This window comes from Undibacterium sp. (assembly GCF_030683615.1).
Lineage (GTDB): Bacteria > Pseudomonadota > Gammaproteobacteria > Burkholderiales > Burkholderiaceae_D > Undibacterium > Undibacterium umbellatum.
This window is the reverse complement of the sequence record NZ_JAUXQE010000028.1, coordinates 46,347-60,047: the sequence shown is the minus strand read 5'-3', so window position 1 is coordinate 60,047 and position 13,701 is coordinate 46,347. Positions and strand designations below refer to the sequence as shown.

The following is a 13,701-nucleotide window of genomic DNA, read 5'->3' as shown; positions in this document are numbered from 1 at the left end:
CAGCAACAGCAACAGCAACAGCAACAGCAACAGCAACAGCAACAGCAACAGCAACAGCAACAGCAACAGCAACAGCAACAGCAACAGCAACAGCAACAGCAACAGCAACAGCAACAGCAACAGCAACAGCAAAAGCAACAGCAACAGCAACAGCAACAGCAACAGCAACAGCAACAGCAACAGCAACAGCAACAGCAACAGCAACAGCAACAAAAGCGACCTTATCGCTGCATTGCCTACTAATTTACCTTCGCCGCTTCTTTCTCCTGCAGCGTCCGCCACATGACTTTGCCCGTCCCTGACTTGGGCAGGTTGTCCACAAATTCCACAAATTTTGGCACTTTGTAGGCGGCCATTTTGTCGTGGGCCCAGCTCATGATGTCTTCTGCCGTTACATCGCTGCCGGGTTTCTTGACGATGACGGCTTTGACGGTTTCGCCGCGGTAGGCGTCGTGGGCGGCGATGATGCAGCACTCCTGGATTGCTGGGTGCTGGTACATCATGGATTCGACTTCGGCTGGCCAGACTTTGAAGCCGCTGGCGTTGATCATGCGTTTGAGGCGGTCGGTGAAGAAGAAGAAGCCTTCGGCATCCATGTAGCCGAGGTCGCCGGAGCGGAAGAATTTCTTGCCGTCAAGTTCGGCGAAAGAGTCGGCAGTTTTTTGCGGGTCATTCCAGTAACCCTGGAAGACTTGCGGGCCATGTATCCAGATTTCGCCGGTTTCACCCTGTTTGACTTCTTGCAGGGTGGTTGGATCAACGATGCGCGAGTCTACATTGAAGTAGGGCACGCCCAGGCATTGCTGCTTCATGCGTTGGGGTGGGTTAACGTGCGAGGCGGCCATGGTTTCTGACAAGCCATAACCTTCCATATACACCTGGCCAGACAAGTCCATCAGCTTTTGGGCAATCGCAGCGGGCATGGCTGCGCCGCCGCCGGAGACACGGTTCAGCCTGGAGATATCGTATTCAGCCAGGCGCGGGTTGGACAGGAAATCTATCATCATCGATGGCACCAGGGTCCAGTTGCTGACGGCATAACGGGTGATGAGTTGCCCGGCGGCGTCGCGGTCCCAGCGTGGCAGGATGACCAGGGTGCCGCCACAGTAAATCATGCTGTTCATGACGGACTGCATACCGGTCACATGAAAGAATGGCAGCACTGCCAGCGACACGTGATTGGCGACTATGCTGCCGGACCAGGTGGGGCTGGCGACAGAATTGAAGATGACGGAGCGGTGGGTATGTATGCAGCCCTTGGGCTTGCCAGTGGTGCCTGAGGTATAGGGCATGCAGGCCAGGTCTGCTGGCCCGGCCAGATGGGCTTGTGGCTGGTATCCGGCTGTTACCGCGGCTTGCCAGCTACAGACACCTGCCTGTTCCGGCACCTGGTGCTCAGCTTTGACAAAATCTGGGATGTTCAGGCTGGTAGCTGTGGTCAGATGGTCGGAGTAAGTGGCTACTATCGCATTTTGCAAGATGCTATGACCTAGCAAGGGTTGCAGGCGTGAAAATATTTCCTGAGAGACCAGGGCGGTTTTGGCACCGCTGTCGGCGATGTAATGGCTTAGCTCATCTGTCATCAGCATGGGATTGACGGGCACGACCATGGCATCGGCCCGCAGGATGGCATAAAAACCGATGATGAATTGCGGGCAGTTTTGCATGTTCAGTAAGACCCGGTCACCTCTTTGCACGCCACAGACTTGTTGCAGGTAACCCGCCAGCGCCAGCACTTCTGCATGCAATTCGCTATAGGTGATGATGCTGTCATAGAAGATGATGGCGGCCTTGTTGGGGTAGCGCAGGGCGGACACTTGCAAATTGGTGTACACGCTGGCTTCAGGCACGACCAGTTCATGGGGCAGGCCTTGCGGCCAGTGGGCGTAGTGCAAAGTGTTCATCTACAGTCTCCGTTAGACGGACTTCCACAAAACCGCCCCAGCTGCGTTGTAAAGACAGTACTTTGTTAAGTACTGTCTTCGTCGCTACGGTGTAGTCGGGGTTTCAGACAACATGTTGTCTGCCGACGTAACGAACCTCCCTTTACGGGAGGTTCCCAAAAGCGAGAGCCTTGCTGGGACAATTTTGTGTAAGCCCTTATTAGATTTTATTAGAGTGCCATACCTAATTCATTTTTGCACGATCGTTCGCAAAAAAATCATCTTTGTCAGAAACTTGAAACATTTTGTCAACACTTTATGCAAAGGTATTGAAAATGCTGACATGAAGCTACAATGATAGGCATCCCCCTATTTTGTAAGTCATCGGAGTCAGCGTGGTTCAGCAAATCAAAACAGCCCTAGTCGTTTTTTCCAGCCTGGCATTGCTGGCTTGCGGTGGTGGTGGCAGCAGCAGCTCGGGCAGTGGTAACACAGGCGGACCAAGCGCTGCGCCCATGGCGATAGGCGTGCCGGAAGCACTGACGGTGGTTACCGGCGCACCCCTGAACTTTACCGGCCAAGCCAGCAGCACGGCCGGGGTCATCACGAATATGTACTGGCAGGTAGAGAACCTGACGCTGTCAGCCAACCCGCTGGCCTCAGTCAGCAATGCGGATTGCAAGAGCATGCAAAAAAGCAGCACGGGTACAGAAGCCAGTTGCGTCCTGCAAGTGTCACCTCCAGCCTTGTTGACAGCAGACTATACCTACAAGCTGACCCTGAATGCTGTGGATGTCAAAGGCAATACCATCAAGGCTTCCACTACCTTGCTGGTGAAACAGGAAGCATCGACTACTGCCAACCCGGTTGCCAAAGTGGGTAGCTCCCTGACTGCCAGCACAGGCGACAAGGTCACCCTGACTTGCTCAGGCAGTGGCGGCACACCGGCGGCGACTGGTGAACCTTATTCTTACCAGTGGGTAGTCAGCGACGCTGTTGGCACCACCATCAATCTGGCGACTACCGATACAGCCACGACGACATTCACAGCGCCGATAGTGGCAGTGGCTTCTGCCCTCAAATTTCAGTGCAGGGTGACGGATGACAAGCAAAAAGTGGGTACGGCTACCCAGACCGTAACGGTTACGCCGGTCGTCAAACCCACGGTCGTGCCTATCTCGTATAGTGGCGGCGTGGTCAGCGCCGGTGCCACGATTACCCTGGATGGCAGCAAATCGGTCAAATATGATGCCAATGGCAAGGTAGATACCAGCACACCGATTTTTTATTTGTGGAAACAAAAATCCGGCCCTGCAGTAGAAATCTTTAATTCAGCGTCCAGTGTTGCCAGCACGGCTTTGCCCAAGTTCATCAATAGCCGTACAGCATTTGTATTTACGCTGAATGCCTCGAATTCTTCGATTTCGCCGGGTGGATTTTCACTTGATCCGATTACGCAAATGGATGTTGTCTTCTATGTGGATCCATTGCCACCGATATCCCTGGTTTCTTACACGCCTACTCAGGTCGTGGCTTCGGGCGGGGTGGTTACCTTGAAAGTTGATGCGCCTTCAAATACTGGCTCGAATATCGTGTATTACAGTTGGTCGCAGGTGGCTGGCCCTACGGTATTCATCGCGGGTGGCACGACTGGCAATGCCGGTTTTGTCGCGCCTACTGTGTCCAGCGATACGGTATTGATATTCCGTGCCAGTGGCAGTTACCAGCCAATTACGGTTGCCAACCCGGCGACTGCCTCCATCGATGTGATCGTGCTGGTCCAGGCTGCACCCAAGTAACAGCGCAGTTCTCACAGAAAGCCCTGCCCGGATGAAACGGCGGGGCTTTTTTTATGGGCTGAATTCTTACTCGCGGGCGATGATCTTGCGTCTGCCCAGTTTGCGCTGGCGTGCCAGGGTCTTGGTTGCGACAAAAATCTCACGCATGAAAAAAATGAAGCTGCCTATCAGGGAAAATACGCCAGCCACGAACAGGGAGGCAATCAGCTTTTCCAGATTCAGGTTGGTGGCGTCACCCGTGAACAAAGCCGCAATCACCAGGCAGATCAGCAAACCGCAAGAGGTGCTGAGGGTAATGGCGCGGTTGATTAAATGCGAGCGTTCGTACAGTTCGTGCAATTCTTCTTCCAGCCCGGCAGGGCTGATTGCCGGACTATTTTCACCATGCAGTAATTCTTCAACGACACGGGAACGGTCGATGATGCGGGCCAGCCGGCTGGTTAGTACTGACAGTATGGTCCCCACGCCTGTCAGCAGAAACACCGGGGCAATGGCGAGTTGGATAATGTGGCTGACATCGCCTAGTTGTAGATTAATCATGTGCAAGTCCTCAAGCTTTTTCCGAATTCTACAGGGGCAAGGGCCAGCATGCGAGAGCATGCCGCAGATTCGTCAAATTTCAGACACAGGGACAGGACTATATTCAGGCTGATTGCACAGGCAAGGTCAGGCGTACTTCCAGCCCGCCTTCAGGCAGATTATTGAGTTGCAACTGGCCGCCATGCTGCTGGGCGATATTCTGGGCGATGGTCAGGCCCAGGCCGGTGCCGCCGGATTCGCGAGAGCGTGATGTTTCCATGCGAAAAAATGGCTCAAACACCTTGCTTTGAAATTCAGGCGGAATACCTGTGCCACCGTCGCGTATCAAGACATGAAGCACATCCTTGGCGGCATCCTTGCCTGCGACCAGGCTGACCGTGGCGTAATGGCCATATTTGACGGCATTGTCGATCAGGTTGGTCAGGCAGCGGCGCAGAGCTTGTGGCCTGGCCATGACGGTCAGACCGGGTTTGCCTTCAAAGCTGACATTTTGCCCGGCATCAGCAGCATCGGCGCAGACACTGTCGAGCAGTGAATCCAGGTCGCACGGCTTCAGGGCTTCGTTACTATCCATGCTGCGTGCCAGATCAAGGCCCTCGCGTATCATCATTTGCATGCCTGACAAATCTTCGATGAGCTTGTCGCGCAATTCTTCGTCCCTGACCTTTTCCAGGCGTAGGCGCAGGCGGGTCAGCGGGGTTTGCAAATCATGGGTGATGGCGGCCAGCATATGGGTGCGCTGGGCAATATGCTGGCGTATGCGCGCCTGCATGGCATTGAAGGCGCGGGTCGCTAGCAAAATTTCAGTCGCCCCTTTTTCCGGCAGAGGAGGGCGGTTAATGTCTTGTCCAAGGGCAGTGGCTGCCTTGGCCATTTGTTGCAATGGCCGCATGGTCATGCGGGCGATCAGAAATGCCAGTATGGCAATGCTGGCTAAAAACAGGAACAGGTATTGCAGGAAATCGGGGCGCAAGGGCGGCGCCGGATTACGTGGTGGTAATACCGTCAGGCGCAGCGCCGTACCATCATTGAGGGTGATGCCCAGGGCTTCACACGGCAGGCGGTTGGTTTGTATGTTCTGCGGCATACGCGGACAAGACCCCGGATCCTGTGCCAGCGACATCACACGAAATGTCTTGCCCAGTCTTTCACTGACGGCAGCGGCATACTCAGAGCGCGGGGCCTGGTCGCTAGTCTCGGCCGGCAGAGTGGCTACCTTCAAGCCCAGGCGCGGTGCGGTGGCCAGGAATTTTTCGCGGTTTTCTGCGGGCAGGGCGTCCAGTGCCAGCACCAGTTGTTCGGCCCGTTCAACAGCATGTGAATCCCGGTATTGCGAGATGGTTTTTTGTCTTTCACCGAAAGCCAGTGACCAGGTCAGCACCGTCGAAGCAATCACGCCCAGCAACAGTATGGCGAATACCCTGCCCCACATCGACGACAGGATTTTCATGCGTCCTGCTCCACGGCGACAGTCACGGCCAGCACATAGCCACCATTCCTGACGGTTTTGATGATTTGCGGCGAACGTGCATCTTCGCGCAATTTTTGTCGCAAACGACTGATTTGAATATCAATCGAACGGTCAAAGGGATCAGCATCGCGGCCATGTGTCATGTTCAGTAACTGATCACGGTTCAGCACGCGGTTGGGATGTTCCAGGAAAATATTCAACATACGGAACTCTGCCCCTGAAAGCGAGACCACCATGCCATCCGGACTGATCAGGTGGCGTGCCGTCAGGTCCAGGGTCCAGCCAGCAAATTTGAGTTTTTGCAGGGCTTCGCCGGTATGCTGGTTGACATTGCTTTGCGTGCGTCGCAAGACACTGCGTATGCGTGCCAGCAATTCGCGTGGTTCAAAAGGTTTGGGCAAATAATCATCTGCCCCCATTTCCAGGCCCAGGATGCGGTCCAGCGGTTCCCCACGGGCTGTCAGCATGATGACAGGCAAGGTCGATTTGCTGCGCAGGTTGCGGCACAGGGTCAGGCCGTCGTCGCCAGGCAGGTTCAGGTCCAGCACCACCAGATCTATCTGGTGGTTTTGCAGCGCGGCCGTCATGGCATTGCCTTCCGCGGCGGTGACTGTGCTGTAGCCATTATTATCGAGATAATCGGCCAGCAGGTTGCGGATGTCGCGGTCATCGTCAACGATGAGAATTTTATTTGGTGTGTCCATGTTCTTCATTATGAGCCTGGTCCTGGCGATAAAAATCCCGATTTTGTATCGTCTTGTTATGATAACGCTTGGAGGAAACAGTAAGTAACATACCACGCCTGCAAAATTCTGCCTGTTACACGTCGATACAATGCGAGAGCAGAGCGACATTTCATCGTTACAAGTGTGCGGCAAGATGCAAAGCATGTCTGAGGCGTGATGCCGGGCTTGATTCAAGTCCAGAAGTCTATCAGTCAGGTTAGCACTTTATTTTGCCGGATGGGCCTGGCAAATGAGTGAGTTTGTTCTTCAGTTCAGAAAGAGAAAATCATGAAAACCTTACAAAAAAAATTCTGCATTGCTTTGGTGAGCGTCAGTCTGGGTCTCGCCGTTAGTGCAGGCAACGTTGTGGCGCAATCTTCTGCTCCACCAAGTGCATCCGCCCATGCCGGTCACGAGAAGCCGCATGGTGATCCTGGCAAGTGGGCTGAAAAGATGAAAGAACGCATGGCCAAACACCAGGCGGAATTACATGACAAACTGAAAATAACGGCAGCCCAGGAACCTGCGTGGAAGACCTTTGTTGACGCCATGAATCCCGGTACCATGCCAGCCCGTCCAGACCGCAAGGAAATGGAAAAACTGACGACGCCAGAGCGCATGGAAAAAAGCCTGGAAAAAATGAAAGAGCATCTGGCGAAAATGCAAACACGCCTGACGGCCTTGAAAACTTTTTACGCCGTGTTGACGCCTGAGCAGCAAAAGATTTTTGATGAACGCCACAAACGCATGGCATCGCATATGCGTGACCGTATGGACAAGCGCATGGGTGAGCATGGTCATGGTATGCACAAGGACGGTGAACGTCCATCCATGATGGACAAGAAGTAAATTAGCTGAAGATCAGCTTAGCCAGGCAAGCAAAGCTTGCCTGCGCTGGGCGCCTATTTTCTGAGATTGATCCAGCTGATCAGATTTTCTTCCAGCATGGGGCGGCCTATATAAAAGCCCTGGCCCTCATGACAACCCATGGCTGCCAGTGTCTTCCAGTGGATTTCATGCTCGACACCTTCGGCGATGACTTGCAGGCCCAGTTTTTTACCTAGTTGTGTAATCAGTTCTGCAATGCGCGGTCCCTCAGGTGTATCGATCTGATTGACAAAGGCACGGTCTATTTTCAGCCTGTCTACCGGTAACTTGTCGAGATAACTGAGGGAAGAAAAACCGGTACCGAAGTCATCAATCGCGATCTTCACACCCAGCTCTTTCAACTTTGCCAGTCGCGTTTCAAACAGGGCGGCACTGCTCATGGTGACTGACTCGGTGATTTCCAGCTCCAGGTGCGCTGGCTGCAAACCGGTATCCCGCAAAGCCTGTTCAACGATATCGATAAAATCATCCTGGCGGAATTGCACCACCGAGACATTCACCCCCATGCGCTGCGGGGCGATACCTGCTTTTTGCAATCTGACCATCATGAAACATGCAGTACGCAATACCCAGGCACCGAGGCTGATGATGAGGCCGGAATATTCGGCCAGCGGGATGAAATCATTCGGCGGTATCAGCACGCCATCATCATTGCGCCAGCGTATCAGGGCTTCGAGGCCGGTGAACTTGCCGGTTTCCAGATCGATTTGCGGCTGGTACATGAGGAACAGGCGTTCAGCATCAAAGGCCTTGTGCAAGTGCTGCATCAGGGTGGCGCGTTCGCGTATTTCTATACCCATCGAGCGGGTAAATAAGGTACAGCTGCCGCGCTGATGTATCTTGGTACGTTTCAGGGCGATGCTGGCATCTTTCAGGGGTTCGGCACCTTCGCCCTCATAACCTTCCAGAGCTACCATCCCTATCGACATGGAAACTGCATGGGCAGTTTCTTCTATGGTGAATGGTTCGACAAACAAGAGTCGCAAAGTGTCCGGTTCGAGTAGCTCCCGACTGCCCAGCAAGCCGAAGACGTCGCCAGAAATACGCGCCAGGAAGATCGGTTCGCCCAGTTTTTCTCGCAATCTGTCAGCCACTGCCTTGAGTATCAGGTCACCATAGTGGTGACCGAGCACGTCATTGATTTCTGCAAAGTCATCGATATCGATGAGGGCCACCATTTGCCCCGGTAACTGAGCTTGCAGCGTGCTGCTGATCTGCTCTATGAACTTCAGGCGGTTAGGCAGCTTTAATAACTGGTCGCGGTAAGCATGGTTCTTGAGCTGGTTGACCAGGCCCAGATTATCGAGGCAGACACCGAGATTGGAGCAAAATACTTCCAGCAGATTCTGGTTGATTTCTGATAATGAGAAGGGCAAGTCTATGTAGGCTGCCAGAGGGCGATTGCCGCGCCCGGAAAAATACAGTGTCATGCTGTGCTCGGTGAACAGGGGTTCATGTTTGGTCAGCACATGTCTCAGGGCATCGCGTATCCTGCTGTTGTGGATATTGTCGATAGGGCAATTCATCAGGCTGCTGTAATGTCCGGCAGAAGCGATGACATTGAATATCTGGGGCCTGTCTTCATCTGCTTCATCAAGTTCACCCTGGGCGCATAACAAGCCTTCTGGCGGTACGCCACACAAGGCGGCTATTTGAGTGATGACGCCACTGGCAAAGGACTGTATCCCATGTTCAAAACTGAAGGCCGCGCTGGAACTGATGATCTGATGCAGGCCACGACGGCTGGCGTCGATAGTGCGTATTTGCTCATACGAACGTATGGCAGCGGTCAGCGAAGTCAGCAGTTTTTTGCGCGTCAGCTCATTCTTGGTTTTATAGTCATTGATGTCGTAGTCGCGTATGGCTTCTTCTTCCGGTGCATAGCCAGGTTGGCCAGTGCGCAGGATGATGCGGGTGTCGGTCCAGCCCAGCTCATCACGGATATAGCTGACCAGCTCCAGTCCTGCATGTTCGGTCTCCATGACCACGTCGAGCAATACTACGGCGATATCGCTTTCGGTGGCGAAGACCTTGCGGGTTTCATCTTTGGAGTAAGTGTGGATAAATTCCAGCGGGCGATTCAGTATTTGCACATATTGCAGCGCAAAGCAGGTGGTGCGGTGCACATCTTCGTCATCATCGACGATGGCGATTTTCCAGCTGCGTACACCTTGTTGAGTGATGGAATCCTCTTCCACATCCTCAATCAGGAACAGCTCATCATCGTCTTGTTCGTCAGACATGCATTCTCCGAATAGAAAAGCCTGCTCAGTGATGTGACAAGTATAGTTTAAGTTTTGACCCCGGTTGTGGCGAGTTGCTCAAAGATAATGTGACTTTAAGTGAAATGGGTTTGGTTTAAAACTGACAAGTTCCTTGCACGCGAAGTTGTCACGCAAATCGACGTGCTGCATCCAGGCCCAGACCCGCACCTATGCTGCCAAACAAATCGCCTTCGACCTTGGTGGCGGTCGGGACTATGCTGGAGATTTGCTGCCGCAGACCGCGAACGCCGCTGGAGCCGCCAGTGAAAAACACGGTGTCGACTTGCTCAGGTTTGATATTTGCCATGTTCAGTACGGTTTTGACAGTGTCACCGATACTGCTGGTTAAATGGGCGATGGATGTTTGCAAACCTTCCTGATCCAGCGCCAGGTGGCAGGCTGCTGTTGGCTGCTTGCTACGCAAACGCTCCAGTGGCAAGTCTATGGTTTGTTGATCTGATAATAATATCTTGGCTTCTTCCGACTTGATAGCCAGCCAGTGACCATCGCGTTCTTCTACCAGTTTCAGCAGGCGTTCAAACCGCAGGCGCAATTCAGGGGTATTGATATCGCGGTACACTTCTTGCAATTCGCGCCAGACTTTCTGGGTATAAGTCAGATTAATCGTGTGCCAGGTCGCGAGGTTGAAATAATAACTGGATGGCACGTCGATCTGGCTACCCAGACGGCCACCCAAACCCAGCAAAGGCATGACATGGTTCAAACTCAGGTATTTATCAAAGTCGGTGCCACCGATATGCACACCGCCATTTCCAAGGATATCGTCTTTCCTGTCTATCCTGTGGGCACGCTCGGGTGCCAGCCTGACCAGTGAGAAATCTGAAGTACCGCCGCCTATGTCGGCAATCAGCACCAGCTCTTCTTTGCTGATGCGTGATTCATAATCAAAGGCGGCAGCGATGGGCTCATACTGGAATTGCACTTCCTTGTAACCGGCGGCGCGGGCGATTTGTTCCAGGGTGTCTTGTGCCAGTTTGTCGGCCTTGCTGTCATCATCGATAAAATGCACAGGGCGACCCATGACAGCCTGGCTGAAATGCGTACCCGCCGACTTTTCGGCGCGCAATTTGAGTTCCCGGATAAACTGCGCCAGTAATTGGCGGAAAGGTACGGCCTTGCCCTGTACTTCAGTCTGGCCATCCATCAGGCTGGTACCCAGCAAGCTTTTCATGGAACGCATCAAACGGCCTTCATAGCCCGCCAGATAATTGCTTAGCGCGGCACGGCCATAAGTGACTTGATCATCTTCGACATCGAAAAACACCACCGATGGCAATGTGACTTTGCCATCTTCCAGCGCCAAAAGCGCAGGCTGCCCCGGCTGGTGCCAGCCTACGGTTGAATTCGAGGTGCCAAAATCTACTCCACAAGCGTGCAACATGAAAATCCTGATAAAAACGGCTAAGCCAGCAGCCTTGTTGTTGAGCTGCTGTTAACAATCAAAAAGCGATGAAAAAGCAATGAAAAAACGAGATCTTAAGATGTCAGTCAGGACGCATTCGCATCCGAACTATCGAGTCTGACCACCAGTAATTGATCAATGCGGTAATGATCAATATCGACGACTTCAAACTTATAAGCACCCAGCATGACAAAATCCGTGCGCTTGGGTATCTTTTTCAGCATGGTCATCATGAAACCGGCAATGGTCTCATAGCTTCCCTGCTCAGGCAAGCCATCTATGTCAAGCGCGCGGCAGACATCCTCGATTGTTGTTGCACCGTCAATCAACCAGGAATTGGCATCACGCTGGACGATCTGGTCTTCCAGGAAAGGATGAACCAGATTGCCCATCAGGGTGCTCAACACGTCATTGAGGGTAATCACACCGACGACCAGCGCATATTCATTGAAGATCACGGCAAAATCTTCGCGTGTGCCCTTGAATTGCTCCAGCATTTCGGACAGGGTCAGCGAGTCAGGCACGGCCAGTGCCGTGCGTATCGATAATTCCTGCACCTTGGTGAAAGCCTGGTTGGTCAGCACGCGCTTCAAAATATCCTTGGATTCGACATAGCCAACAACATTGTCGATATTGCCATCACAGACCAGAAACTTGGTATGCGGGTGCTCGGCAATCTTCTGGCGTATCACCACATCGCTGTCTTGCAGGGTGAAATAAACGATGCTGTCGCGCTGTGACATGGCTGATGGTACGGTGCGGCTTTCCAGTTCAAACACATTGCCTATCATGTGATGCTCGCTTTGCAGCACTACCCCGGCTTCAGCTCCCGCATCAAACATGGCATAAATTTCATCTGAAGTGATTTGTTCATTACGTGTCGTCGGCAAATTAAACAGCCGCAAGATCAGGTTGGCCAGGCCATTGAATACCCAGACCAGAGGTTTGAACAGGCGTACGCACAAGAGTATGGGGCTGACTACCAGCATCGCCACGGTTTCTGGCGAAATCATGGCGATCTTCTTGGGCATCAGGTCCGCGAACAAAATAAAAATCGACGTCACGAACAAAAAGGATGTGACAAAGCTGACGGTCTCCACCCAGCTGGTCATACCAAACACCGCCACCAGGGCTTTCTGTATGTAAGGCGTCAAAGCCTGTTCACCGAGGATACCACCAAGTATGGCCACCGCATTCAGGGCTATCTGCACGACGGTGAAAAAATGCCCAGGCTCTTGTTGCAGCGCCAGCACTTTGCCCGCACGTTGCTCGCCCTCCGCATACAGTATCTGCAATTTAACCTTGCGCGCAGCCGCCAGCGATATTTCTGACATGGAAAAGAATGCACTGATGGCGACCAGCAAAGCAATGATAAGAAAATGATCAAACAAAGCCATATTGCCTCCTCTACAAATCTATCTTGCGGTAATCATATACTATTGTGCTTTGTCAATTTTGCTTAAAGGTCGTCATCCATGACAAGTTCTGAACAGACGGATGCCGTCAAACCGCTGCCCACCAATGTGCGTTTTGTCCTGATCACGGTGTTTCTGGACATCCTGGGCATAGGCCTCATCATCCCGGTATTGCCGCGGCTGGTGGCCAGTTATACCTTGCAGGCAGATAGCCAGGCTTACTGGTATGGTGCAATTGTCGCCATCTATGGCGTCATGCAATTTATCTTTGCACCGATGATAGGCGCACTCAGTGACCGTTATGGTCGCCGCCCGGTCTTATTGATATGTGTATTCGGTCTGGGCTTGAATTTCCTCTTGCTGACTCAGGTCACGACTATTTACTGGATGCTGCTGGTGCGCGCCCTGGGAGGTATCACGGCGGGTAATCTGTCAGTCGCGAATGCTTATATCGCCGATGTCTCCAGCCCGGAAAATCGCGCCAAAGCCCTGGGCAAGATAGGTGCCATGTTTGGCCTGGGTTTTATTTGTGGCCCTGTCATAGGCGGCATGCTGGGTGAAATGCATATCCATTACCCGTTTTATCTGGCCGCTGCCGTGGCGCTGGGAAATGTGGTGTATGGTTATTTCACGCTGCCAGAATCACTGCCTGCCGATCATCGCAAGGCTTTTCATATTTCTGCTGCCAATCCCTTTGCCGGTCTTAGTGGCCTCGCGCATTTACGGGGCGTAGGTGCGCTGGTCTGGGTGTATGCACTGACCATGTTTGCCCAATTCACCTTGCAAACCACCTGGGTGTTATCAACAGAATTGCGCTTTGGCTGGACCCCCATGCAAAATGGTTTTTCTCTGTTCATGGTTGGTGTATCCAGCGTACTCATGCAGGGTGTTTTTCTGGGGCGTTATATCAAGCGGGTAGGGGATGCCAATGCAGTCTTGATCGGCCTTGCCTCTTCTACTATTGCGCTGGGCATGTATGGGCTGGCAAACCAGGGCTGGATGATGTACGTGCTGATCCTGTGTAATGTACTGGCCTTTGCCGCCGGACCTGCCTTGCAAGGCTTTTTCTCGCGCGCCGTCGATGCGCGTTCACAAGGCCTGGCCATGGGGTCGTTGACGGCACTGGCCAGTATCATGAGCGTGTTTGCCACCCTGATCGGCACTTCCATCGTCGGGCAAGTCAGTCATTTTTCCAAGGGCAGTGTCTGGCTGGGCGCACCTTTCTTTTTGGCCGCGAGCGTGCAATTAATGGCATTGACTCTGGCACTGCGTCACTTGAAAAAAAGTAGCTGA

General features: G+C 53.0%; 11 protein-coding genes. 4 read left to right on the top strand and 7 right to left on the bottom strand.

Annotated elements, in window-relative coordinates; genetic code table 11:
- Positions 1-243, top strand: a 243-nt coding sequence (locus Q8K39_RS14390; protein ID WP_305261194.1) for a hypothetical protein, incomplete at its 5' end; no start/stop codon positions are given.
- Here Q8K39_RS14390 and Q8K39_RS14385 read toward each other — a convergent pair.
- Positions 240-1,904, bottom strand: coding sequence for a long-chain fatty acid--CoA ligase (locus Q8K39_RS14385; protein WP_305261193.1), 1,665 nt, complete (start codon positions 1,902-1,904; stop codon positions 240-242). The two genes, Q8K39_RS14390 and Q8K39_RS14385, sit on opposite strands and share 4 nt — an antisense overlap.
- A gap of 374 nt (positions 1,905-2,278) precedes the next feature.
- Between Q8K39_RS14385 and Q8K39_RS14380 the strand changes: the two genes are divergently transcribed.
- On the top strand, positions 2,279-3,682 hold the full coding sequence (locus Q8K39_RS14380; protein WP_305261192.1) for an immunoglobulin domain-containing protein: 1,404 nt from the start codon (positions 2,279-2,281) through the stop codon (positions 3,680-3,682).
- Between the two features lie 66 nt (positions 3,683-3,748).
- Here Q8K39_RS14380 and Q8K39_RS14375 read toward each other — a convergent pair whose 3' ends face one another.
- The 3 genes from Q8K39_RS14375 to Q8K39_RS14365 all read right to left on the bottom strand — a co-directional run bounded on the left by Q8K39_RS14375 (position 3,749) and on the right by Q8K39_RS14365 (position 6,397).
- Positions 3,749-4,219, bottom strand: coding sequence for a DUF2721 domain-containing protein (locus Q8K39_RS14375; RefSeq protein ID WP_186954518.1), 471 nt, complete (start codon positions 4,217-4,219; stop codon positions 3,749-3,751).
- Positions 4,220-4,325: 106 nt separating this feature from the next.
- Positions 4,326-5,672 carry an ATP-binding protein gene (locus tag Q8K39_RS14370; protein ID WP_186954467.1) on the bottom strand — a complete coding sequence of 449 codons (1,347 nt, stop codon included), beginning with the start codon at positions 5,670-5,672 and terminating at the stop codon, positions 4,326-4,328.
- Entirely contained in the window at positions 5,669-6,397 is a 729-nt protein-coding gene (locus Q8K39_RS14365; protein ID WP_186954519.1) for a response regulator, read from the bottom strand. The genes Q8K39_RS14370 and Q8K39_RS14365 overlap by 4 nt, the downstream gene beginning before the upstream one ends.
- Before the next feature lie 309 nt (positions 6,398-6,706).
- Between Q8K39_RS14365 and Q8K39_RS14360 the strand changes: the two genes are divergently transcribed.
- Positions 6,707-7,267 carry a Spy/CpxP family protein refolding chaperone gene (locus Q8K39_RS14360; RefSeq protein WP_305261191.1) on the top strand — a complete coding sequence of 187 codons (561 nt, stop codon included), beginning with the start codon at positions 6,707-6,709 and terminating at the stop codon, positions 7,265-7,267.
- A gap of 53 nt (positions 7,268-7,320) precedes the next feature.
- Here Q8K39_RS14360 and Q8K39_RS14355 read toward each other — a convergent pair whose 3' ends face one another.
- The 3 genes from Q8K39_RS14355 to Q8K39_RS14345 all read right to left on the bottom strand — a co-directional run bounded on the left by Q8K39_RS14355 (position 7,321) and on the right by Q8K39_RS14345 (position 12,390).
- Positions 7,321-9,549 (bottom strand): EAL domain-containing protein, encoded by a 2,229-nt coding sequence (locus Q8K39_RS14355; RefSeq protein WP_305261190.1) that lies wholly within the window; start codon positions 9,547-9,549, stop codon positions 7,321-7,323.
- Between the two features lie 148 nt (positions 9,550-9,697).
- Positions 9,698-10,972 (bottom strand): Hsp70 family protein, encoded by a 1,275-nt coding sequence (locus Q8K39_RS14350; RefSeq protein WP_305261189.1) that lies wholly within the window; start codon positions 10,970-10,972, stop codon positions 9,698-9,700.
- 107 nt (positions 10,973-11,079) lie between these two features.
- Complete coding sequence (locus Q8K39_RS14345) at positions 11,080-12,390, bottom strand: hemolysin family protein (RefSeq protein ID WP_222616555.1); 1,311 nt, start codon at positions 12,388-12,390, stop codon at positions 11,080-11,082.
- Between the two features lie 78 nt (positions 12,391-12,468).
- Here Q8K39_RS14345 and Q8K39_RS14340 point away from each other — a divergent pair, with 78 nt between their 5' ends.
- Entirely contained in the window at positions 12,469-13,701 is a 1,233-nt protein-coding gene (locus Q8K39_RS14340) for a TCR/Tet family MFS transporter (RefSeq protein WP_305261188.1), read from the top strand.

Bases quoted from the DNA above. Each gene is read 5' to 3' on its own strand.
- Q8K39_RS14385 (WP_305261193.1), bottom strand. From the start codon at position 1,904: ATGAACACTTTGCACTACGCCCACTGGCCGCAAGGCCTGCCCCATGAA.
- Q8K39_RS14370 (WP_186954467.1), bottom strand. From the start codon at position 5,672: ATGAAAATCCTGTCGTCGATGTGGGGCAGGGTATTCGCCATACTGTTG.
- Q8K39_RS14365 (WP_186954519.1), bottom strand. From the start codon at position 6,397: ATGGACACACCAAATAAAATTCTCATCGTTGACGATGACCGCGACATC.
- Q8K39_RS14360 (WP_305261191.1), top strand. From the start codon at position 6,707: ATGAAAACCTTACAAAAAAAATTCTGCATTGCTTTGGTGAGCGTCAGT.
- Q8K39_RS14355 (WP_305261190.1), bottom strand. From the start codon at position 9,549: ATGTCTGACGAACAAGACGATGATGAGCTGTTCCTGATTGAGGATGTG.
- Q8K39_RS14350 (WP_305261189.1), bottom strand. From the start codon at position 10,972: ATGTTGCACGCTTGTGGAGTAGATTTTGGCACCTCGAATTCAACCGTA.
- Q8K39_RS14345 (WP_222616555.1), bottom strand. From the start codon at position 12,390: ATGGCTTTGTTTGATCATTTTCTTATCATTGCTTTGCTGGTCGCCATC.
- Q8K39_RS14340 (WP_305261188.1), top strand. From the start codon at position 12,469: ATGACAAGTTCTGAACAGACGGATGCCGTCAAACCGCTGCCCACCAAT.